Genomic DNA, 22,090 nt, shown 5'->3' on the forward strand with positions numbered 1-22,090 from the left:
GCGCGCGCCGCGCCCGGGAGGCGGTAACGTCAACGGTCATGCACCAGCTCGCCTACATTCCGAGTCCCTCGCAGGGCGTCTGGCACCTCGGGCCCGTCCCGATCCGCGCCTACGCCATCATGATCATCCTTGGCATCGTCGCCGCGGTCTGGCTGGGCGAGCGGCGCTGGGCCGCCAAGGGCGGCGCCCCGGGCGTGATCGTCGACGTGGCCGTGTGGGCGGTGCCGTTCGGCCTGGTCGGCGGGCGGCTCTACCACGTGGTCACCGACTACCAGCGGTACTTCGGGGAGGGCGGCGACCCCGTCCGGGCGCTGGAGATCTGGAAGGGCGGCCTCGGCATCTGGGGCGCGGTCGCGCTCGGCGCGGTCGGCGGGGTCATCGGCTGCCGGCGGCGCGGCATCTCGCCCCTTGCGCTCGCCGACGCGGTGGCGCCCGGCATCGCGCTGGCGCAGGCGATCGGCCGCTGGGGCAACTACTGGAACCAGGAGCTGTACGGCCGCCCGCTGGACACCTTCTGGGCGCTGGAGATCGACCAGAACCACCGCCCGATGCTGGACGGCGGGCCCGCCCTCGACCCGAAGTACGCCGACGTCGCGACCTACCATCCGACGTTCTTGTACGAGTCGCTGTGGTGCGTCGGTGTCGCCGTCCTCGTCATCTGGGCCGACCGCCGCTACAAGCTCACCCACGGGCGCGCGTTCGCCCTCTACGTCGCCGCCTACACGGTGGGACGCGGCTGGATCGAGGCGCTGCGCATCGACGAGGCCCACCACATCCTCGGCCTGCGGCTGAACGACTGGACGTCGATCATCCTGTTCCTCGGCGCGGTCGCCTACCTGTACCTGGCCCGTGACCGCACCGGCCCGGAGAACGTGGGCCGCCCGGTGGCCGAGACGGCCTCCGGAGCCCCCGCCGCCGTCCCCGCGACGGCGGACACCGGGGCTGCGGACACCGAGGCTGCCGAGACCGGGACGAAGGCCGGCGCGGCGGACGAGGCGGATCCCGCGGACGAGGCGGATCCGGCGGCCGAGGCCACCGGCGACGCCGGGGAGCCCGCGGACGGGGCGGACGGCGAGGAGGATGCGTCCGGCCCCGAGGACGAGACGGGCGCGGACGAGCCGGAGGAGGGCTCCGGCACGGACGAGCCGGCGGACGAGGTCCCGGACGAGGCCCCGGAGGCCGAACCGGTTCCCGAGACCGGCGACAATGAGGACGACGGTGCCACCGAACCCGGCCGGGTGCAAAAGGGGGAGCCCGTCACGGACGGGAAGTAGGAAACGGCGACGGTGTCGGACGCAGGCGAGATGTCCGGTGAGAAGTCCGGTGTGCGACCGGAGCACCACCACCAGCACCGCGACGTCACGGGGGGCTGGCTGCGACCCGCGGTGTTCGGCGCGATGGACGGGCTGGTCTCCAACTTCGCGCTGATCGCGGGTGTCGCGGGCGGCCAGGCGAGCCAGAAGGTCGTCCTGCTGGCCGGTCTCGCGGGCCTGGCGGCGGGCGCGTTCTCGATGGCGGCGGGGGAGTACATCTCGGTCGCCTCCCAGTCGGAGCTGGCGGAGGCGGAGATCGAGGTGGAGCGGCTGGAGCTCGCCCGCCATCCGGCCGCCGAGGAACGCGAGCTGGCCGAGGTCTTCGAGGCGCGCGGCGTGGACCCGGAGACCGCCGCGGAGGTCGCCCGGCAGCTGTCCCGCGACCCCGACGAGGCGCTGGAGGTGCACACCCGGGAGGAACTCGGGGTGGCGCCCGGCGACCTGCCGTCGCCGGTGCTGGCGGCGGGCTCGTCGTTCCTGTCGTTCGCGATCGGCGCGGTCCTGCCGGTGCTGCCGTACCTGCTGGGCGCCACCTCGCTGTGGCCCGCGGCGATCATCTCGGCGCTCGGCCTGTTCGGTGCCGGTGCGCTGGTGTCGCAGATCACCGCCCGGCCCTGGTGGTTCGGCGGGACGCGGCAGCTGCTGTTCGGCGCCGCCGCCGCGGGCATCACCTACGCCGTCGGCGCGCTGATCGGCACTAACGGGTTGTAGCTCATACGAATACGGATGAAGCGCCCTTTCGGTCACGCGAAGGCATCCGGACCGCTAAGCTCCGGGGCGTGATCGAGGCTCGTGACACAGATTCCGCCGAGGCCGCGCAGAAGGGCCGCGGGCGGGACTTCTGGCCGGATGACAAGCCCGGCCGCAAGCTCCCCAGTCCAAAACTGCTGTTCGGCGGGGCCGCCGCGGCGGTCGTGCTGATCGCCGCCGCCGTGGCCGTCGTCCTGCTGACCGGCGGGGGCGGGGAGCCGGCGCCGAAGACGGCGGTGCCGACCGCGTACACCCCGGACTACCTGGGGGAGGGCTTCGGCCAGATCGCGTCCCGGTCCGCCGACGGCCGCGCGATCACCGAGGGCGAGGCGTTCTCCGCCAAGAACGTGAAGTCGGGCCAGTACGCGTTCACGCTGGCCGCGTCCAAGCTGGCGGCCGACTGCAAATCCGGCACGTGGGGCGCGCGGCTGCAGGGCGACCTCGCCAAGTACGGCTGCAGCCAGCTCGTCCGCGCCGCGTACGTGAGCGCCGACAAGAAGCACGTCGGCCAGTTCATCGTGATCAACCTGGCGAGCGAGGACGGCGTCAAGCAGATCCTGCGCGACCTGGACCCGGCGACCGGCGCCGGCTGGGTCGTGCCGTTGAAGGCGCCGGGTGTGCCCGCGTTCGGGCCCGGGTTCAGCGCCGCCTACGCCAAGACCTACGGCCACTACGCCGTGATCACGTGGGTGGAGCGGGCCGGCGGGCGGCAGCCCGCCTCGCTCAACGAGATGATCGATGTGAGCCTCGCCATCGAGAACGCCGCCGACTTCCTGTACGGGCGGCTCGAACTGGCGTCCGGAAAGCCGGGGCAGTGAGCGGCCCGCACGCGGGCGCGGCACCGGCCGGCGGGCGGTAGTCTGCGCGCCCGTGGACTCCGATGAACCCCGCCGCCGCGGCCGCGGGCGCGCGCCGGTGAGCCGGCCGGGCCGCCGGCAGCCCGGCCCCCGCAGGACGCCGTCGGCCCGCGCGGGCGGTTCCCGCCGGGGCGCCCCGGCCCGCCGCCCGTCCCCGCGACCGGAACGCCCCGCCCCGCCGCCCGTCCCCCCGCATGACGACGCGCCCTATGACGACGCCCCGTACGGGGACGCGCAGTACGAGGACGCCTCGTACGGGGACGCCCAGTACGGAGACGCGTACGAAGCCTCTCCGCCCCCCGGTCCGCGCGGTGGGAAGGCGAAGAAGCCCGGCAAAGCGAAGAAGGCTCGCAAAGCGAAGAAGGCGGACAGGCCCGCCGGGCGTTCCACCGGGCCGGGGCCGAAGCTGTACTTCGGCGCGGCGGCCGTCCTCGGCGTGCTCATGCTGATCGGCCTCGGCGTCTGCGTCCTGCCGCGTGGCGGAGACAGGCCCGCCGCCGGTCACCCCGCCGACGCGAAGATCGGTGAACCCGCCGGGAACGGGCCTTCGCCGGCGTCCTACTCCAGTTCGCCGTCGACCTCGGCGTACGCGGGCATCACCACCCGCCGCGCGGACCCGGGGCCGCTGACGGCCGGGGAGGTGTTCCCGCCGGAGGCGGCGACGCTGCCCGTCCCGGGCGGGAAGGCCAAACTGAAGCTGCGCGCCAAGCGGCTGGACGGTGACTGCGCCGCCGCCGTGTGGGGCCGGTCCGTGGGCGCCGAGCTGCGCCGGGGCGGCTGCACACAGGCGGCGCGCGGGCTCTACTCCGATACGGGACGCGGCTACGCGCTGGCCGTCGCGGTGTTCAACCTGAACGGGTCGGCGGATGCGGACCGGTTCGTCGCGAAGCTGGAGGAGACGATCGGCGCCGGATTCGTCCTGCCCCCGCAGGCGCCCGCCCCGCTGGACGGCTTCGGACGCGGCTTCGGCATGGCACGCGGCCTCGCCATGGGACATTTCGCCGTCGTCTCGTGGGCCGCGCGCCTGGACGGCAAGGGCGACGAGACGGACGAGACGCTCCTGTCGCTGCTGATCGAGGGCGGCAAGTCCCCGGCGGTGCTCGGCCGGGCCGCCCGCGCGTCCCACTAGCCGCCCGCGATCCGGCCGGGGAATCTCCCGGTAGGTCATCGGAGTCCGGTGGTAAACATCGCGTCTTGGTGACGATGCTCACCGGGGGCCGGTGCGCGGGCCGGTCACGGCGAACCATTAGCCTGGTCTAAACCACTCGGAGATGACGCATCCGGGATCACCACCGAGAAGTTTCGCGATCGGGTGTATTCGGGCATGTTCCCGACAGTGATGTAATGTCATCCCACCGCAGCAGGGCCAACGTCGTCCCACGACTGCACTGACATCGAAGCAGTGACACGAGACGACGACGGGAGGGTTGATGGCCGCTGTTGCCTTCACACCTGCTGCCCGCACGCAGGGCCGCCCCCATGCGCAGGGGCTGTACGACCCGGCCAACGAGCACGACGCCTGCGGCGTCGGCATGGTCGCGGACATGCACGGCCGCAAGAGCCATGACATCGTCCAGAACGCCCTGACCGTACTGAAGAACCTCGACCACCGCGGCGCGGTGGGCGCGGAGCCGGACGACGGTGACGGCGTCGGCATCCTCATCCAGATCCCGGACGCCCTCTTCCGCGAGGTCTGCGACTTCCCGCTCCCCGAACCCGGCGCGTACGCGGCCGGCATCGCCTTCCTGCCCGCGGACGGCGACGAGCGCGCCGCCGCGGTCGCCCGCATCGGGACGCTCTGCGCCGAGGAGGGCCTGTCGGTCCTCGGGTGGCGTGAGCTCCCGCACGACCCCGACTTCACCGGCCCGGCCGCGCGCCGGGTCATGCCGCACTTCGCGCAGCTGTTCCTCGCCCCCGCGGAGGGCGGCCCGCACGCGGGCAAGACCGGCCTGGAGCTGGACCGCGTCGTGTTCTGCATGCGCGAGCGCGCCGAGCAGGACGTCCGGGTGTACTTCCCGAGCCTGTCCAGCCGGACGATCGTCTACAAGGGGATGCTGACCACCCCGCAGCTGGAGCCGTTCTTCCCCGACCTGTCCGACCGCCGCCTCACCAGCGCGATCGCCCTGGTGCACTCGCGGTTCTCGACCAACACGTTCCCCGCCTGGGAGCTGGCCCACCCGTACCGGTTCATCGCCCACAACGGCGAGATCAACACGGTGAAGGGCAACCGGAACTGGATGCGGGCCCGCGAGGCGCTGCTGAAGTCCGACCTGATCCCCGGTGACATCTCCCGGATCTTCCCGGTGATCGACATCGAGGCGTCCGACACCGCCTCGTTCGACGAGTGCCTGGAACTGCTGCACCTCGGCGGGCGGTCGCTGCCGCACGCGGTGCTGATGATGATCCCGGAGGCGTGGGAGAACCACGCCGAGATGGACGCCGGCCGCCGCGCGTTCTACGAGTTCCACTCCACCCTGATGGAGGCGTGGGACGGCCCCGCCAGCGTCAGCTTCACCGACGGCACCGTCGTCGGCGCCGTCCTCGACCGCAACGGGCTGCGTCCCGGCCGGTACTGGGTGACCGATGACGGCCTGGTCGTGCTGGCCAGCGAGGCCGGTGTGCTCGACATCCCGGCGAGCAAGGTCGTCCGGAAGGGCCGGCTGCAGCCCGGCAAGATCTTCCTGGTCGACACCGCCGCCGGGCGGATCGTCGAGGACGACGAGGTCAAGGCCGAGCTGGCGGCCGAGCACCCCTACGGGGAATGGCTGCACGAGGGCCTGGTCCGGTTCGAGGAGCTGCCGCGGCGCGAGCGGGAGGTCCCGACCCACGAGACGCTCGTCAAGCGGCAGCAGATGTTCGGCTACACGCTCGAAGAGCAGCGGATCATCCTGACGCCGATGGCCAGGACCGGTGCCGAGCCGATCGGGTCGATGGGCACCGACACCCCGATCGCGGTGCTCTCGGAGCGCCCGCGGCTGCTGTTCGACTACTTCAAGCAGCTGTTCGCGCAGGTCACGAACCCGCCGCTGGACGCCATCCGCGAGGAGCTGGTGACCTCGCTGCAGTCCACGCTCGGCCCGGAGGGCAACCTCCTCGCGCCCGGCCCGGACTCGTGCCGCCGCCTCGTCCTGCCCACCCCGATCCTGGACAACGACGAGCTGTCCAAGATCATCCACATTGACGACGAGGGGGCGCTGCCGCACCTGCACGCCCACGTCGTGCACGGCCTGTACGAGGCCGCCGGCGGGGGAGAGGCCCTGGAGGCCCGCCTGGAGGAGATCAACTCCGAGGTGAGCCGGGCCATCGCCGCGGGCGCCCGCATCATCGTGCTGTCGGACCGCGGCGCCGACTCCGCCCGCGCCGCGATCCCGTCGCTGCTGCTCACCGGGTCCGTCCACCACCACCTGATCCGGGAGAAGACCCGCACCAGGGTCGGCCTGGTGATCGAGACGGGCGAGGCCCGCGAGTGCCACCACATGGCGCTGCTCATCGGGTACGGCGCGTCCGCGATCAACCCGTACCTGGCGATCGAGACCGTCGAGGACCTGGTCCGCGCCGGCGTCATCGAGGGCGGGGAACCGGGCGGGGCCGTCCGGAACCTGGTGAAGGCGTACGGCAAGGGCGTCCTGAAGATCATGTCGAAGATGGGCGTGTCCACGGTCGCGTCCTACACCGGCGCGCAGATCTTCGAGGCGATCGGCCTCGGCGCGGGCGTGGTGTCCCGCTGCTTCACCGGCACCACGTCCCGGCTCGGCGGCGTCGGCTTCGACGTGCTGGCCCGCGAGGTCGCCGAGCGGCACGCCCGCGCCTACCCGCCGGGCGGCAACGAGCCGGCGCACCGGACGCTGGAGGTCGGCGGCGAGTACCAGTGGCGCCGCGAGGGCGAGCCGCACCTGTTCAACCCGGACACGGTGTTCAAGCTGCAGCACGCCACCCGCACCCGCCGCTACGAGATCTTCAAGGAGTACACCGCGAAGGTCGACTCGCAGGCCGAGAAGCTCATGACGCTCCGCGGCCTGTTCCGGCTCAAGGAGGGCGAGCGGGAACCGGTGCCGATCGAGGAGGTCGAGCCCGTATCGCAGATCGTCAAGCGGTTCTCCACCGGCGCCATGTCGTACGGCTCCATCTCCGCGGAGGCGCACGAGACCCTCGCGATCGCGATGAACCGGCTCGGCGGCAAGTCCAACACCGGCGAGGGCGGCGAGGACCCGGCGCGCTTCACCCCCGACGAGAACGGCGACCTGCGGCGCAGCGCCATCAAGCAGGTCGCCTCCGGCCGGTTCGGCGTGACCTCGGAGTACCTCACCAACTCCGACGACATCCAGATCAAGATGGCGCAGGGCGCCAAGCCCGGCGAGGGCGGCCAGCTGCCCGGCCACAAGGTGTACCCGTGGATCGCCAAGACCCGGCACTCCACCCCGGGCGTCGGCCTCATCTCGCCGCCGCCGCACCACGACATCTACTCGATCGAGGACCTGGCGCAGCTCATCCACGACCTGAAGAACGCCAACCCGGCGGCGCGCGTGCACGTCAAGCTCGTCGCCGAGGTCGGGGTCGGCACGGTCGCGGCCGGGGTGTCGAAGGCGCACGCCGACGTGGTGCTCATCTCCGGGCACGACGGCGGCACCGGCGCCTCGCCGCTGACCTCGCTGAAGCACGCGGGCGCGCCCTGGGAGCTGGGCCTCGCCGAAACTCAGCAGACGCTGCTGCTGAACGGGCTGCGCGACCGCATCGTCGTGCAGACCGACGGGCAGATGAAGACCGGGCGGGACGTCGTCATCGCCGCGCTGCTCGGCGCCGAGGAGTACGGCTTCGCGACCGCGCCGCTGGTGGTGTCGGGCTGCATCATGATGCGGGTCTGCCACCTGGACACCTGCCCGGTCGGCGTCGCCACCCAGAACCCCGTCCTGCGCGAGCGGTTCTCCGGCAAGCCGGAGTTCGTCGTCAACTTCTTCGAGTTCGTCGCCGAGGAGGTCCGCGAGTACCTGGCGGCCCTCGGGTTCCGCTCGCTGGACGAGGCGATCGGGCAGGTCGAGATGCTCGACACCCACGCGGCCGTCGAGCACTGGAAGGCGTCCGGGCTGGACCTGACCCCGATCCTGCACATGCCCGAGGTGCCGGGCGGCGCGTCGCTGCGCCGGACCGCCGAGCAGGACCACGGGCTGGAGAAGGCCCTGGACAACACGCTGATCCAGCTCGCCGAGGGGGCCATCGAGCATGGCGGGCAGGTGAATCTCGAACTGCCCATCCGCAATATCAACCGCACGGTCGGGACCATGCTCGGCCACAAGGTGACCCTGCGACGGGGCGCGGAGGGGCTGCCCGACGACACCATCGACATCACCTTCACCGGGTCGGCGGGCAACTCGTTCGGCGCGTTCGTGCCGCGCGGCATCACCCTCCGGCTGATCGGTGACGCCAACGACTATGTCGGCAAGGGCCTGTCCGGCGGGCGGCTGACGCTGCGTCCCCCGGCGGACGCCGGGTTCGCGGCCGAGGAGCAGATCATCGGCGGCAACGTCATCCTGTACGGCGCCACGTCCGGTGAGCTGTTCGCCCGCGGGGTCGTCGGCGAGCGGTTCTGCGTCCGAAACTCCGGCGCGACCGCCGTCGTCGAGGGGACCGGCGACCACGCCTGCGAGTACATGACCGGCGGCCGGGCCGTCATCCTCGGCCCGACGGGACGCAACCTCGCGGCCGGCATGTCCGGCGGCATCGCCTACGTCCTGGACCTGGTGCCCGAGCGGGTCAACGGCGAGATGGTCGACCTGGAACCGCTCGACGGCGACGACGTGGACGTCGTCCGGTCGCTGACCGAGCGGCACCTGGCCGAGACCGGTTCGCAGGTCGCCCGGCGGCTGCTGGACGACTGGGACGCCGCCGCGGCCCGCTTCACCAAGATCATGCCGCGTGACTACCGGCGCGTCCTGGGCGCCATGGCCGAGGCCGAGGCCGAGGGACGCGACGTCGACGAGGCCGTCATGGCCGCGGCGCAGAGCTGAGAGGGGGACTTGCGACATGGCTGACCCGAAGGGTTTCCTGACCGCCCGGCGGGAGCTCCCGAAGCGCCGCCCCGTCGACGTGCGGATCAAGAGCTGGTCCGAGGTCTACGAGGACTTCGGCCGCGACCGGCTGGAGCGGCAGGCGAGCCGCTGCATGGACTGCGGCATCCCGTTCTGCCACCAGGGCTGCCCGCTCGGCAACCTCATCCCGGAATGGAACGACCTCGTCTACCGCAAGGACTGGCACGAGGCCGCCGAGCGGCTGCACGCCACCAACAACTTCCCGGAGTTCACCGGGAGGCTGTGCCCGGCCCCGTGCGAGAGCGCCTGCGTCCTCGGCATCAACCAGGAGCCGGTGACGATCAAGCGGATCGAGGTCGAGATCATCGACCGGGCGTTCGCGGAGGGCTGGGTGCGCCCGCGGCCGCCCGCCGTCAGGACCGGCAGGACGGTCGCGGTCGTCGGCTCCGGGCCCGCCGGCCTCGCCGCCGCGCAGCAGCTCACCCGCGCCGGCCACGACGTCACGGTGTACGAGCGCGCCGACCGGATCGGCGGCCTGCTGCGCTACGGCATCCCCGAGTTCAAGATGGAGAAGCGGCACCTCGACCGGCGGCTCGCCCAGATGCGCGCCGAGGGCACCGTCTTCCGGACCTCGGTGAACGTCGGTGTCGACATCACCGCGGACGACCTGCGCGCCCGCCACGACGCCGTCGTCCTCGCGGGCGGCGCCACCGCGTGGCGGGACCTGCCCGTCCCCGGGCGTGAGCTCAAGGGCGTCCACCAGGCGATGGAGTACCTGCCGCCGGCCAACAGGGTGCAGGAGGGCGACTACGAGGAGTCGCCGATCTCCGCGAAGGGCAAGCACGTCGTCGTCATCGGCGGCGGCGACACCGGTGCCGACTGCGTCGGCACCGCGATCCGGCAGGGCGCCGCGTCCGTCACCCAGCTGGAGATCATGCCGCGGCCGCCGGAGTCCCGCCCGGACGCCCAGCCGTGGCCGACGTACCCGGTGCTGTTCAAGGTGGAGAGCGCCCACGAGGAGCTCGCCGGCATGGGCGGCGAACGCGTCTACGCCGTCTCCACCAGCGAGTTCACCGGCGACGAGGACGGCAACGTCCGCGCGCTGAAGCTGGTGGAGGTCGGCGGCCCGCAGACGGGGTTCGCGCCGGTCGAGGGCACCGAGCGGGAGATCCCCGCCGAACTGGTCACGCTGGCCATGGGCTTCGTCGGCCCGCAGCGCGAAGGGCTGCTGGAGCAGCTCGGCGTCGAGCTGGACCGGCGCGGCAACGTGGTCCGCGACCGCGACTACCGGACGTCCGTGGACGGCGTGTTCGTCGCGGGCGACATGGGCCGCGGCCAGTCCCTGATCGTCTGGGCGATCGCCGAGGGCCGCGCCGCCGCCCACGGCGTCGACGCCCACCTGACCGGCCGGACCCACCTGCCCTACCCCATCCCGCCCACGGCCCGTCCGATCGCCTGATCGGCGGGTGCGACGGCACGGGCCCCGGGGGCGGACCGCCTCCGGGGCCTTCGCCATGCGAGCATCAGGGACATGGGAATCGCGCCGTCCACCCCGGGCACCGGGGCACTGCGCCGGATGAGGGCCGCCCGCGACACCATGGACCGCGACTGGGCCGAGCCGCTCGACGTGGCCGCCGTCGCGGCCCGCGCCGGGTACTCGCGCTACCACTTCGTCCGGCTGTTCAACGAGGTCTACGGGGAGACGCCGGGCGCCTACCTGGCCCGCCGCCGCATCGAACGCGCCCAGGACCTGCTGCGCACGGCCAACCTGACCGTCACCGAGATCTGCATGCTGGTCGGCTTCACCAGCCTCGGCACGTTCTGCACCCGTTTCAAGCGGCAGACGGGGATGACGCCGACCGAGTTCCGGCGGCACGCCCGCACCCCCGGCGCGTCCTCGATCCCCGGCTGCTTCGTGCTGCTGTGGGCGGGCGGTTTCCGCGCGGACCGGGGCTGCGCAATTATCGAGAAGCCCGCCCGGCCGGCCGCCTCCTACGGTGATGCGTGATCGCCCTTCACGAAGGAGACAACGACATGATCACAAAACTGGGGCTGGCCACCGTCTGGGTGCTCGACCAGGACTCGGCCCTGGAGTTCTTCACCGGCAAGCTCGGCCTGGAGGTCCGTGACGACATGACGCTCGGCGAGGGCGGCATGCGCTGGGTCACCGTCGGCGCCAAGGACCAGCCCGACCTGAGCCTCGCCCTCATGGTGCCCGGCCCGCCGACCATGGACCCCGACTCGGCCGCCGCCATGAAGGCGCTCATCGCCAAGGGCGTGCTCGGTGCCGGCGCGTTCAACACCGACGACTGCCAGGCCGAGTACGAGCGGCTGTCGGCCGCGGGGGTCGAGTTCGTCCACAAGCCGGAGCGGCGCCCCTACGGCATCGAGGCCGTCTTCCGCGACGACTCCGGGTGCTGGTACAGCCTCACCCAGCCGTTCGGCGAGCTCGACGAATCGGTCTCCTGGAACGGCGCCGCCGGCTGAGGAGGGGCCGGGAAACCCGGAGGTCTCACCGGGCCGGGACGGCGCCGCGGTCGACGTCGAGACCGCCGTCCCGGCGGATCTCGCCTCCCGCCACGTCCCCGCGCTCCGCGACTGGCTGGCGAGCCGGGACGCCGACCCGGAGCACCGGCCTGAGCCGCCCCCACCCGGGCAGGTCTGATCGGCGTCCTGTACGGGGCCGAGCAGGGCGGCGGCCCGTCGGGGACGGGTACGGCTCCGCGGCCCGCGCGGAACCGCCACGACCGGGCGGCCCCGGCCCCCTTGTGGTCTTGAAACCGGTCGGCTACCGTCCCGCCAGGGTTCACGCGCGGCGGCCGGACGGCCCCGTCCCGTCACGCCGCCGTGGGCCACGCGCTCCCGCACCCCGCAACGCGGGACATCAGGGGCCCGGCCACCCACCGCTGGGGTGGCCGGGCCCACCGCGTCCCCGGCCCAGGACGTCCGTTTCCTGCAAGACGGGCCGGACGCGGCCGCCTACCGTCGAGGGTATGAGAGTCCTGCACGCCACCGACCTGGCCCGTGCCGAGCGGTTCATGCTGCTCAACGCCCGCCTCATCGACCGGCACCGGTTCGCGCTCCACTTCCGCGGCGGGCCCGCTGCGCCCGTCCTTGCGGCACTCAGGGCCTACGAGAACCCCGACGGCGGCTACGGGCACGCCCTCGAACCCGACCTGCGCGGCGAAGGCAGCCAGCCCGTCCCCACCCAGCACGCGCTCCAGTTCCTGCACGAGGCCGGCGCGGACGGCGACCCCGCCGTGGCGCGCGCCGGCGGCTACCTGGCGTCCATCACCGGGGCGGGCGGGGGAGTGCCGTTCGTGCTGCCCACCGTCCGCGACGCCCCGCACGGCCCCTGGTGGCAGGCGCCCGGCGAGCCGTTCAGCCATATCAACCCGACCGGAACCCTCGCCGGGATGCTCCACCGGGCCGGCTCCGACCACCCCTGGCTCGGGCCCGCCACCGGCTTCTGCCGGCGCTACCTGGACGACCTCACCACGGAGCCCGGCGCGTACGACGTCCTGGCCGTCCTGGCCTTCCTCGACCATGTGCCCGACCGCGATCGCGCCGAGGCCGCCTTCACCCGTGTCCGCGAGACCCTCGCCGCCGCCGCGCACAGCGACCACCAAGGGCCCCTCGACTTCGCTCCCGCCCCGGACGGATACGGACGCCGCCTGTTCACCGGCGACGTCATCGACGCCGAACTCGACGCCCTCATCGGCGCCCAGGGTGAGGACGGCGGCTGGGACATCGCCTTCCCCAGCTGGACGCCCGTCACCCGGCCCGAGTGGCGCGGTTTCACCACCGTCGAGCGCCTCCTGACGCTGCGCGCGTACGGCCGGCTCAAGCCGTAGCTCCCAGCAGGTTCCGGAGGGGCTCACCCGCCAGGTCGCGCACCTCGTGGGCGAAATGGGCCTGGTCGGCGTAGCCCGCCGCGTACGCGGCGTCCGCCCGTGTCCGGCCCGCCCGGACCAGTCCCAGCGCCCGCTGGAACCGCAGCACCCGCTGCAGCGTCTTCGGCCCGTACCCGAACGCCGCCAGCGACCGCCGCCGCAGCTGCCGCTCGCCGATGCCCAGTTCGTCCGCCACGTCCCGCACCGAGGCCCGCTCCAGCGCCGCGACCACCGCCGGCACCAGCGGATCGGGCGGGGGCATCCGGTCCAGCACCGCCGCGACCAGCGCCGCGCGCCGGTCGCCCGCGTCCGCCACGGTGCCGGCCAGCCGGTCCGCCTCCGCGCCCCACAGCTCGCGCAGGGGGAGGCGCCCGTCCCGGATCGCGTCCGCCGGGACGCCCAGCACCGGCGGCGCCGTCCCCGGCCGGAACCGCACCGCCACCATCGCCTCACCCGGCCGGACGGTCGCGGGGACGGGGCCCGTGTCCGGCCCCGCCACCAGGATCCCGGCGTCCGACCAGATCAGGTCGACGCAGCCGTCCGGCACGACGCGCTGCACGAACGGCTCGGCGTCCGGCGGCAGCGCCGCCGTCCACGCGCACGCCAGCCCCGGCGCCCGGTACTCGCGATAGCCGGTCGGACTCACCCCTCCTGCATACCACCCGCCCCTCGGGGCAGGAGCCCATGAAACCCACCAAATGCAGGAGAAATCATGTCGAACGATCTCCAGGGCAAGACCATCGCGTTCCTGTGCGCCCCCGAGGGCACCGAGCAGGTCGAACTCACCGAACCCTGGACGGCCGTCGAGCAGGCGGGCGGCACCCCGCGCCTGGTCTCCACCCAGTCCGGCCGCCTCCAGGCGTTCAACCACCTCGACAAGGGGGACACGTTCCCCATCGACACGACCGTGGACGTGTCCGGCCCCACCGAGTTCGACGCCCTGCTCCTGCCCGGCGGTGTCGCCAATCCCGACTTCCTGCGCACCGTTCCCAAGGCGGTCGCGTTCGCCAGGTCCTTCTTCGACGCGGGCAAGCCCGTCGCCGTCATCTGCCACGGCTCGTGGACGCTCATCGAGGCCGACGTCGTGAGGGGCCGCACCATGACGTCCTGGCCCAGTGTCCAGACCGATCTGCGCAATGCGGGCGCCACGTGGGTGGACGAAGAGGTACAGGTGTGCGAGGACGGGCCGAACGTCCTCGTTAGCAGCCGCAAGCCCGACGACCTCAAGGCGTTCTGCCAGGCCGCCGTCGAGGTGTTCAAGCGCTGAAGGGCCCTATGGTCTAGACCTCTGCCCTAGACCAATCGATGAACCGGAGGCGACCATATCCTGCACGAATATTCGTACCGCCAAGTAACTAAGTACGGTTGTGCGCGTGACCCGTCGAGCGAAGATTGTCAGCACCATCGGTCCCGCCTGCTCCAGTGCCGAGCAGATCCACGCCCTTGTCGAAGCCGGCATCGACGTGGCGCGCCTGAACATGAGCCACGGCGACCACGCCGTCCATGAGGAGGTCTACCACCGGATCAGGGCGGCCGCCGACGCCACCGGGCGCGGCGTCGGCATCCTCGCCGACCTGCAGGGCCCGAAGATCCGGATCGGGCGCTTCCCCGACGGGCCGGTACGCCTCACCCTCGGCGATGAGTTCACCATCACCACCGAAGACGTCCCCGGCACGCGCCGCGAAGTGTCCACCACCTACCAGGGGCTGCCGGGGGACGTCGGCCCCGGCGACACCGTCCTCATCGACGACGGCCGCGTCGCCCTCAAGGTCGTCGACGTCGACGGCTGCCGCGTCCGCACCACGGTCACCGTCGGCGGCATGGTCTCCGACAACAAGGGCCTCAACCTGCCCGGCGTCCCGGTCAGCGTCCCCGCCCTCACCGAGAAGGACGAGCGCGACCTGCGCTGGGCCCTGCGCCTCGGCGTCGACCTCGTGGCGCTGTCCTTCGTCCGCACCCCGGCGGACGCCGACATCTGCTACCAGATCATGGAGGAGGAGGGCGTCCGGGTCCCCCTCATCGGCAAGATCGAGAAGCCGCAGGCGGTGGAGCGGCTGCCCGAGATCGTCGCCGCCTTCGACGGCATCATGGTCGCGCGCGGCGATCTCGGTGTCGAACTGCCGCTCGAACAGGTCCCGATCGTGCAGAAGCACGCGATCGAACTCTGCCGGGAGAAGGCCCGCCCGGTCATCGTCGCGACCCAGATGCTCGAATCCATGATCTCCGCGCCCCGGCCGACCCGCGCCGAGACCTCCGATGTCGCCAACGCCGTCTTCGAGGGCGCCGACGCCGTCATGCTCTCGGGCGAGACCAGTGTCGGCCAGTATCCGATCGAGTCCGTGCTGACGATGAGCCGGATCGTGCAGACCGCCGAGCGGGCCGCCCTCCAGGCCACCCACACGCTGGAGCGCATGCCCGAGACCGTCGGCGGCGCCATCGCCCGCGCCGCGGCCGAGGTCGGCGCGATCGTCGGCGCCGAGGCCCTCGCCGCCTTCACCATGTCCGGCGAGACCGCGCGGCGGCTGTCGCGCTACCGCTCGCCGATCCCGCTGCTGGCGTTCACGTCGGTCCCGGCCGTGCGGGGACGCCTCGCCCACGTGTGGGGCGTCGAGACCTTCATCGTCCCGCAGGTCGACCACACCGACGCCATGTTCGGCCAGGTCGAGCAGGCTCTCCTCGAACTCGGCCGCTGCCAGAAGGGCGACAAGGTCGTGGTCGTGGCCGGCTCGCCTCCCGGTACCCCCGGCTCCACGAACGCCCTCCGCGTCCACAGCATCGGCGACGTCATCGCCATCCAGCATTGACGCCGCCCGGCACCGGCCGCCCACTCCGCCGGTCACCCGCGCGACACGCACCCCGCGCGGTGACCGGCTCCCGGCGGACGTTGCCGCGGACGAGAGTCTTGTGTACCGGGAGCGGGATTCGAACCCGCACGCCCTTTCGGACAAATCCTTTTGAGGGATTCGTGTCTACCGTTCCACCATCCCGGCATTTTTATGGACATATGCCTTTATGTCCGGTTAGTCGCCCTGGTGAGGGGCGGCCAGGACCAGGGTAGCGGGTTTCGATAGGCTCGTGCGCGTGGAGAGTGCTCGGCGAGTTGTGATCGCGGAAGATGAGGCCCTGATCCGGCTGGACCTGAAGGAGATGCTTCAGGAGGACGGCTACGAGGTCGTCGGAGAGGCGGGGGACGGCGAGACCGCCGTGCGGCTGGCCGGTGAGCTGAAGCCCGACCTGGTGATCCTCGATGTCAAGATGCCGGTGCTGGACGGGATCTCGGCCGCCGAGCGGATCTCGGCGGAGCGGATCGCCCCGGTCGTGATCCTCACCGCGTTCTCCCAGCGCGAGCTCGTCCAGCGGGCGACGGACGCGGGCGCGATGGCCTACCTCGTCAAGCCGTTCTCCAAGACCGACCTCGCGCCCGCCATCGAGATGGCGGTGAGCCGCTACACCGAGCTGCGGGCGCTGGAGGCGGAGGTCGCCGGGCTGCAGGAGCGGCTGGAGACCCGCAAGGTCGTGGACCGCGCGAAAGGGCTGCTGCAGGAGGCCCACGGGTGGTCCGAGCCCGAGGCGTTCCGGTGGATCCAGAAGACCTCGATGGACCGCCGGCTGACGATGCGCGCGGTCGCGGAGGCCGTCGTCGCGGGCGCCGCGGGCGGCCGGGACGAGCCCGCCGCGGGCTGACGACCGGCACCTCCTCCGGTTGCCCTGTCAAGGTCCAATCGGCGGTCCCGGACTGACCACGGATAACTACTCTGTGTAATCGTCCCAGGCAACGGCGGGTATCGGTTAGGCACGGGGGAGTAACGAACGAGTAACCCTTCGATCCGGGGGTCCTGTTCTGGGGCGGGCTTACGGTGTACGACATAGCTGATCCCCGACTGACCGGTTTCCTTGCCCGGAGCCGGCGCCGGGGCATATCTCGTACCCGATCCCCTCCCGGATCCGGATGGAAAGGTTGGGCACCTTGCGGCGCAACAAGATGAGGATCACCGGCGCGGTGGCGGTGAGCGCGGCGCTCGCGCTCAGCGCCGTGGCCTGTGGTGGCGACGATAGCGACTCCGGTGGCAACGGCAACGAGGTCACGATCGGGTTCATGGGCGACCTGACCGGCACGGACTCCGGCCTGGTGATCCCGCCCAAGCAGGGCGCGCTGCTGGCCATCGAGCAGTACAACGCCACGAACCCCAAGGTCAAGATCAAGTTCAAGACCTACGACAGCCAGGGCAAGCCGGAGCAGGCGACCTCGCTGGCGCTGGGCGCGGTCAAGAACGACAAGATCGCCGGCCTGATCGGCCCGGCGTTCTCGGGCGAGTCGCAGAGCGTCGGCCCGATCCTGGAGGAGGCCAAGATCCCGAGCGTGTCGCCGTCGGCGACGAACATCACGCTGGGTGACAAGGGCTGGAAGTACTGGCACCGCGTGGTGGCCGACGACGCGGCGCAGAGCGCCGGCGTGGCGAACTTCGTGATGAACTCGGCGAAGGCCAAGAAGGTCTTCCTGGTGTCGGACAACCAGGACTACGGCAAGGGCCTCGCGGACGCCATCGAGAAGGCGGTGAAGGAGAAGGGCGCCCAGACCCAGAACGACGCGGTCGACGACAAGGGCACCGACTACTCCTCCACGGTCAACAAGGTCAACCAGTTCAAGCCGGACGTGGTGTACTTCGGCGGCTACTACTCGGTCGCGGGTCGGCTGTTCAAGCAGCTGCGCGAGGGCGGCTACAAGGGCAAGATGATGTCGGGCGACGGCTCGCTCGCCACCGGCCTGATCGAGGGCACCGGCCAGCAGAACGCCCAGGGCACGCTGATCAGCTGCGGCTGCCTCATCGACCCCGAGGGCAAGACGAACCCGAAGGCCAAGAAGTTCGCCGACGACTACAAGGCGAAGTTCAACTCCGAGGTCGCCATCTACTCGACCGAGGGCTTCGACGCGGCGACGGCGTTCATCGAGGCCGTCAAGGCGGGCAAGACCAAGCCCGAGGAGATCAACGAGTTCCTCAAGACCATCGCCGCCCCGGGCGTCGGCAAGCAGATCAAGTTCGCCGACAACGGTGAGCTCGCCACCCAGGACATCTTCATCTACCAGGTCGAGGGCAACAAGCTGCCGCTTCTCGGCAACAGCAACGAAGCGAAGGTCTCGTAGGCGTCACCAACGCCCCGACGAGATCCCCTGATGGCGCGGGAGCGGGAGCGTTACAGCGCTCCCGCTCCTTCTCTGACTAAGGCGACCAAAGGTGCTCGACGACTTCATCAATCAATTCTGGCCGTCGACCATCGACGGGCTGGCGCTGGGCGCGATCTACGCGTTGCTGGCGCTCGGCTACACGATGGTCTACGGCGTGCTGAGGCTGATCAACTTCGCGCATGCCGACATCTTCATGGTCGGCACCTTCGCGGCCCTGTGGACGGTCCGCTCGCTGGGCGTCTCCGCCGTCGGCGGTTTCGCGCTGGTGGGGGTGGTGGTGCTGACCGCCGTGGTGGCCGGTGCGGTCGCCGGCGGGGGTGCGATGCTCCTTGAGGTGACGGCCTACCGGCCGCTCCGGAAGAGGGGCGCGTCCAGGCTGGCCGCGTTGATCTCGGCCATCGGGGCGTCGATCTTCATCCAGCAGCTGTTCGCGACGGTGGTCGTGCACCGCGTGTTCGGGACTTCGAAGGAGGGCGGGAAGCTCCCCGTCGACGAGCACTTCAAGAAGCTCACGGACGTGGTGGACTTCGGGCCGATCCAGATCAGCAACGACAAACTGATCGTCTTCGTCGGTGCGGTGCTCATGATGATCGCGCTCGACCAGTTCGTGAACCGGACGAAGCTCGGCCGCGGCATCCGCTCCACGGCGCAGGACCCGGAAACGGCCGTGCTGATGGGCGTCAACATCGACCGCGTCGTGTCGGTGACGTTCGTGGTCGGCGGCGTCATGGCGGGCGTCGCGGCGGCCCTGTACATCCTGCGTTTCGAGCAGACGAACTACTTCGTCGGCTTCCTGCTCGGCATCAAGGCGTTCACGGCGGCGGTCCTCGGCGGGATCGGCAACATCCGCGGCGCCCTGGCCGGCGGGTTCACGCTGGGGCTGCTGGAGATGTACGGTTCGAGCCTGTTCGGCTCGCCGTGGCGGGACGTGGTCGCGTTCACCGTGCTGATCCTGGTCCTGATGTTCCGTCCCACCGGCATCCTCGGTGAGTCTCTCCAGCAGGCGCGCGCATGAACCTCACGAAGAACGGCAACGGCGGCCGGTTCGGTTCCGGCCCGTCCCTCGACCCGCTGCGCCACTGGTGGGCCGGCGCCCCCGGATGGCAGCGCTGGATCGTCTACACGCTGCTCATAGTCGGCGCGGTCTTCCTGCCGAGCGAGTCGATCGGCAGCTTCATGGCGCCGAGCGGCGCCAACTGGCCGTCGATGCTCAGCGACCAGATCGCCATCTACGTGCTGCTGGCACTCGGCCTGAACGTCGTCGTCGGCATGGCGGGCCTCCTGGACCTCGGCTATGTCGCCTTCTACGCGGTCGGCGGCTACACCATCGCGATCTTCGCGGTGCGGTACCACTGGAGCTTCTGGGAGACGCTCGTCCTCGCGATCCTGTTCTCGGCGCTGGCGGGCGTCATCCTGGGCGCGCCGACGCTGCGGCTGCGCGGCGACTACCTGGCGATCGTGACGCTCGGCTTCGGTGAGATCGTCAAGCGGACGGCGAACAACAGCTCGTTCGTCAACGGCCCGCGCGGTGTGCAGGGCATCCCGCACCCGCCGACGCTCTCGGAGTTCGAGATCCTCGGCGTGCAGCCGCTGAAGTACGGGCTGCTGGACTCGCGGCCGTACTACTACCTGCTGCTCGTGTTCATCATCCTCGCGATCGTCTTCGTGCGGCGGCTGGACGCGTCCCGGGTCGGCCGGGCGTGGGCGTCGATCCGCGAGGACGAGGACGCCGCCGAGCTGATGGGCGTCCCGACGTTCCGGTTCAAGCTGGCCGCGTTCGCGATCGGCGCGGCGATCGGCGGCAGCGGCGGCGTGGTGTTCGCCGCGAAGCAGACCTCGATCCTGCCGGCGAACTTCGACTTCCTCGTGTCGGCGCTGATCCTGGCGGCGGTGGTGCTGGGCGGCTCGGGGAACATCCCGGGCGCGATCCTGGGCGCGTTCGTGGTGGCCTGGCTGCCGGAGCGGTTCCGGTTCCTGGACGACTACCGGATGCTGATCTTCGGTGGTGCGCTGGTGGTGATGATGATCTTCCGTCCGGAGGGGCTGTGGCCGTCGCGGCGGCGCAAGGCCGAACTGGCGGAGGGCACCGGCGGCATGGGCAGCATGGGTGCCGAGGTCGCCGGGCCGGGTCAGTCCGAGGCCGCGGAGGTGGGCAAGTGAGCGGGACGGACGAGCGCAAGCCGGTCCTGGAGCTGCGCGACGTCGTGATGCGGTTCGGCGGCGTCGTGGCGCTCAACAAGGTGCAGATCACCATCCGCGAGGGGGAGATCTTCGCCCTGATCGGCCCGAACGGCGCCGGGAAGACGACGGTGTTCAACGTGACCACCGGTGTCTACCGGCCGACCGAGGGCGCGGTCGTGTTCGACGGCAAGCGCATCGACGGCAAGAAGCGCTATGTCGTGACGAAGCTGGGCATCGCCCGCACGTTCCAGAATGTGCGGCTGTTCCACAACATGACCGCGCTGGAGAACGTCCTGGTCGGCACGGACGCGCACCACCGCACGGGCCTCGCCGGCGCGGCGCTCGGCCTGCCGTGGCACCGGCGCGAGGAGCGCCGGGGCCGGGAGCGGGCCCGCGAGCTGCTGGAGCTGGTGGGGGTCGCGCACCGGGCCGAGGAGGCCGCGAAGAACCTGCCGTACGGCGACCAGCGGCGGCTGGAGATCGCGCGGGCGCTGGCCACGGAACCGAAGCTGCTGCTGCTGGACGAGCCGGCGGCGGGCATGAACCCGGCGGAGAAGGTCGCGCTGCAGGACCTGATCCGCAGGATCCGCGACACCGGGGTGACGGTCCTGCTCATCGAGCACGACATGAGCCTGGTGATGGGGATCAGCGACCGGGTCGCGGTGCTGGACTTCGGGCAGAAGATCGCCGACGGCCTGCCGGCCGAGGTGCAGAACGACCCGCGGGTGATCGAGGCGTATCTGGGGGCTCCGGCCGATGCTTCTTGAGATCGAGGACATCCACGTCCACTACGGAAAGATCGCGGCGCTCAAGGGCATCACGGTGTCGGTGGACCAGGGCGAGATCGTGACGCTGATCGGCGCGAACGGCGCCGGGAAGACGACCACGCTGAAGACGATCTCCGGGCTGCGGAACCTGACGTCCGGCGCGATCCGCTTCGACGGCCGGGACATCAGCAGGATGCCGGGCCACAAGCGGGTGTCGGCCGGGATCGGGCAGGCGCCGGAAGGACGCGGGATCTTCCCCGGCATGACCGTGGAGGAGAACCTCCTGATGGGCGCGTACGCCCGCAGGGACGATGTGTCCAAGGAGCTGGCGGAGGCGTACGAGCTGTTCCCGCGGCTGGCCGAGCGCAGGTCGCAGACGGGCGGCACGATGTCCGGCGGCGAGCAGCAGATGCTCGCGATCGGGCGGGCGCTGATGGCCAAGCCGAAGGTCCTGCTGCTCGACGAGCCGTCGATGGGCCTCGCGCCGATGCTGGTCCAGCAGATCTTCTCGATCATCGAGGAGATCAACCGGCGCGGCACCACGGTGCTGCTGGTGGAGCAGAACGCCCAGCAGGCGCTGCAGATCGCGAACCGCGCGTACGTCCTGGAGACGGGCCGGGTGGTGAAGTCGGCGCCGGCGGGCGAGCTGCTGGACGACCCGCAGGTCCGCGCCGCCTACCTGGGCGGCGGGGCGGCGCCGGACGCCGAACCCGAACCCGAGGCCGAACCCGAGGCCGAACCCGAGGCCGGGGACGGCGGTCAGGCAGGCGGAGGCGGTGAGGGCACCTCGCGGTAACGCCCTTTCCCGAGCGCGCCCGCCGGGTCCGGACTCGTCCGGGCCCGGCGGGCGCGCCTTTTGCCGGGGACGCGCCCTCGATCGCGCATTGCCACCGTGTTCCGGCCTGGCCTTCGCCTACCGTCAGGCAGCCGCGGGATATGGCGCCCTGGCCGGATGAAATGAGGCGTTGATGCCCGCCGCGTAAAAGTCAAGCTGGTTGAATCAGCTTCTAACTGGTACTGTCATTGCCCAATGCCGTGCTGATCACCAACGGTTCGATGATTGTGAGGGGTGTCCCTCACCGGCCCCTGCTCCCGGGGCTCGTCCAGTCGGAGAGTGGTTG

General features: G+C 71.4%; 18 protein-coding genes and 1 tRNA gene. 17 read left to right on the forward strand and 2 right to left on the reverse strand.

Annotated features, from left to right (window positions below; translation table 11 throughout):
• Positions 1–38: 38 nt before the first annotated feature.
• From lgt to ACQP1N_RS13595, 9 genes are all read left to right on the forward strand, one after another.
• Positions 39–1,274: a prolipoprotein diacylglyceryl transferase gene (gene lgt / locus ACQP1N_RS13555; protein ID WP_084262741.1), complete on the forward strand. Its 1,236-nt coding sequence runs from the start codon at positions 39–41 to the stop codon at positions 1,272–1,274.
• A gap of 12 nt (positions 1,275–1,286) precedes the next feature.
• Positions 1,287–2,024 carry a VIT1/CCC1 transporter family protein gene (locus ACQP1N_RS13560; protein ID WP_242608914.1) on the forward strand — a complete coding sequence of 246 codons (738 nt, stop codon included), beginning with the start codon at positions 1,287–1,289 and terminating at the stop codon, positions 2,022–2,024.
• Positions 2,025–2,092: 68 nt separating this feature from the next.
• Positions 2,093–2,881 carry a hypothetical protein gene (locus tag ACQP1N_RS13565; protein ID WP_067795690.1) on the forward strand — a complete coding sequence of 263 codons (789 nt, stop codon included), beginning with the start codon at positions 2,093–2,095 and terminating at the stop codon, positions 2,879–2,881.
• 52 nt (positions 2,882–2,933) lie between these two features.
• Complete coding sequence (locus ACQP1N_RS13570) at positions 2,934–4,049, forward strand: hypothetical protein (RefSeq protein ID WP_433231590.1); 1,116 nt, start codon at positions 2,934–2,936, stop codon at positions 4,047–4,049.
• 301 nt (positions 4,050–4,350) lie between these two features.
• A complete protein-coding gene (gltB, locus tag ACQP1N_RS13575) occupies positions 4,351–8,922 on the forward strand; it encodes a glutamate synthase large subunit (protein ID WP_433231593.1) in 4,572 nt (1,523 codons plus the stop codon).
• A 16-nt stretch (positions 8,923–8,938) separates the two neighbouring features.
• Positions 8,939–10,402, forward strand: coding sequence for a glutamate synthase subunit beta (locus ACQP1N_RS13580; RefSeq protein ID WP_433231596.1), 1,464 nt, complete (start codon positions 8,939–8,941; stop codon positions 10,400–10,402).
• Between the two features lie 72 nt (positions 10,403–10,474).
• Positions 10,475–10,951, forward strand: coding sequence for a helix-turn-helix transcriptional regulator (locus ACQP1N_RS13585; RefSeq protein WP_433231599.1), 477 nt, complete (start codon positions 10,475–10,477; stop codon positions 10,949–10,951).
• A gap of 26 nt (positions 10,952–10,977) precedes the next feature.
• Complete coding sequence (locus ACQP1N_RS13590; RefSeq protein ID WP_433231601.1) at positions 10,978–11,430, forward strand: VOC family protein; 453 nt, start codon at positions 10,978–10,980, stop codon at positions 11,428–11,430.
• Positions 11,431–11,936: 506 nt separating this feature from the next.
• The gene (locus ACQP1N_RS13595) at positions 11,937–12,797 is read left to right on the forward strand and encodes a hypothetical protein (protein WP_067806586.1); all 861 of its coding nucleotides are present in this window, start codon (positions 11,937–11,939) and stop codon (positions 12,795–12,797) included.
• On the opposite strand, the gene ACQP1N_RS13600 is transcribed toward ACQP1N_RS13595, so the two are convergent.
• Positions 12,787–13,482, reverse strand: coding sequence for a DUF6597 domain-containing transcriptional factor (locus ACQP1N_RS13600; RefSeq protein ID WP_067806583.1), 696 nt, complete (start codon positions 13,480–13,482; stop codon positions 12,787–12,789). The two genes, ACQP1N_RS13595 and ACQP1N_RS13600, sit on opposite strands and share 11 nt — an antisense overlap.
• Positions 13,483–13,548: 66 nt before the next feature.
• Here ACQP1N_RS13600 and ACQP1N_RS13605 point away from each other — a divergent pair, with 66 nt between their 5' ends.
• A complete protein-coding gene (locus ACQP1N_RS13605) occupies positions 13,549–14,103 on the forward strand; it encodes a type 1 glutamine amidotransferase domain-containing protein (protein WP_067806579.1) in 555 nt (184 codons plus the stop codon).
• A gap of 106 nt (positions 14,104–14,209) precedes the next feature.
• Complete coding sequence (gene pyk, locus ACQP1N_RS13610; RefSeq protein WP_131732476.1) at positions 14,210–15,640, forward strand: pyruvate kinase; 1,431 nt, start codon at positions 14,210–14,212, stop codon at positions 15,638–15,640.
• Positions 15,641–15,743: 103 nt separating this feature from the next.
• On the opposite strand, the gene ACQP1N_RS13615 is transcribed toward pyk, so the two are convergent.
• Positions 15,744–15,826, reverse strand: a tRNA-Leu gene (locus ACQP1N_RS13615).
• Positions 15,827–15,983: 157 nt separating this feature from the next.
• Here ACQP1N_RS13615 and ACQP1N_RS13620 point away from each other — a divergent pair.
• The 6 genes from ACQP1N_RS13620 (at position 15,984) to ACQP1N_RS13645 (ending at position 21,765) form a co-directional block, all read left to right on the forward strand.
• The gene (locus ACQP1N_RS13620; RefSeq protein ID WP_242608690.1) at positions 15,984–16,520 is read left to right on the forward strand and encodes an ANTAR domain-containing protein; all 537 of its coding nucleotides are present in this window, start codon (positions 15,984–15,986) and stop codon (positions 16,518–16,520) included.
• Between the two features lie 283 nt (positions 16,521–16,803).
• Positions 16,804–17,979 (forward strand): branched-chain amino acid ABC transporter substrate-binding protein, encoded by a 1,176-nt coding sequence (locus ACQP1N_RS13625; RefSeq protein ID WP_207393983.1) that lies wholly within the window; start codon positions 16,804–16,806, stop codon positions 17,977–17,979.
• 91 nt (positions 17,980–18,070) lie between these two features.
• Entirely contained in the window at positions 18,071–19,036 is a 966-nt protein-coding gene (locus ACQP1N_RS13630; RefSeq protein ID WP_067806040.1) for a branched-chain amino acid ABC transporter permease, read from the forward strand.
• Entirely contained in the window at positions 19,033–20,181 is a 1,149-nt protein-coding gene (locus ACQP1N_RS13635; protein WP_067806043.1) for a branched-chain amino acid ABC transporter permease, read from the forward strand. Before ACQP1N_RS13630 ends, ACQP1N_RS13635 begins: the two co-directional genes overlap by 4 nt.
• Positions 20,178–20,969, forward strand: coding sequence for an ABC transporter ATP-binding protein (locus ACQP1N_RS13640; RefSeq protein WP_433231609.1), 792 nt, complete (start codon positions 20,178–20,180; stop codon positions 20,967–20,969). Before ACQP1N_RS13635 ends, ACQP1N_RS13640 begins: the two co-directional genes overlap by 4 nt.
• Entirely contained in the window at positions 20,959–21,765 is an 807-nt protein-coding gene (locus ACQP1N_RS13645) for an ABC transporter ATP-binding protein (protein WP_433231612.1), read from the forward strand. The genes ACQP1N_RS13640 and ACQP1N_RS13645 overlap by 11 nt, the downstream gene beginning before the upstream one ends.
• Positions 21,766–22,090: the final 325 nt, after the last annotated feature.

It is taken from the genome of Actinomadura formosensis (genome assembly GCF_050948385.1).
Lineage (GTDB): Bacteria > Actinomycetota > Actinomycetes > Streptosporangiales > Streptosporangiaceae > Spirillospora > Spirillospora formosensis.

Coding starts and splice junctions, on each gene's coding strand:
- lgt (WP_084262741.1), top strand. CDS start 39: ATGCACCAGCTCGCCTACATTCCGAGTCCCTCGCAGGGCGTCTGGCAC.
- gltB (WP_433231593.1), top strand. CDS start 4,351: ATGGCCGCTGTTGCCTTCACACCTGCTGCCCGCACGCAGGGCCGCCCC.
- ACQP1N_RS13580 (WP_433231596.1), top strand. CDS start 8,939: ATGGCTGACCCGAAGGGTTTCCTGACCGCCCGGCGGGAGCTCCCGAAG.
- ACQP1N_RS13585 (WP_433231599.1), top strand. CDS start 10,475: ATGGGAATCGCGCCGTCCACCCCGGGCACCGGGGCACTGCGCCGGATG.
- ACQP1N_RS13590 (WP_433231601.1), top strand. CDS start 10,978: ATGATCACAAAACTGGGGCTGGCCACCGTCTGGGTGCTCGACCAGGAC.
- ACQP1N_RS13595 (WP_067806586.1), top strand. CDS start 11,937: ATGAGAGTCCTGCACGCCACCGACCTGGCCCGTGCCGAGCGGTTCATG.
- ACQP1N_RS13605 (WP_067806579.1), top strand. CDS start 13,549: ATGTCGAACGATCTCCAGGGCAAGACCATCGCGTTCCTGTGCGCCCCC.
- ACQP1N_RS13620 (WP_242608690.1), top strand. CDS start 15,984: ATGCTTCAGGAGGACGGCTACGAGGTCGTCGGAGAGGCGGGGGACGGC.
- ACQP1N_RS13635 (WP_067806043.1), top strand. CDS start 19,033: ATGAACCTCACGAAGAACGGCAACGGCGGCCGGTTCGGTTCCGGCCCG.
- ACQP1N_RS13645 (WP_433231612.1), top strand. CDS start 20,959: ATGCTTCTTGAGATCGAGGACATCCACGTCCACTACGGAAAGATCGCG.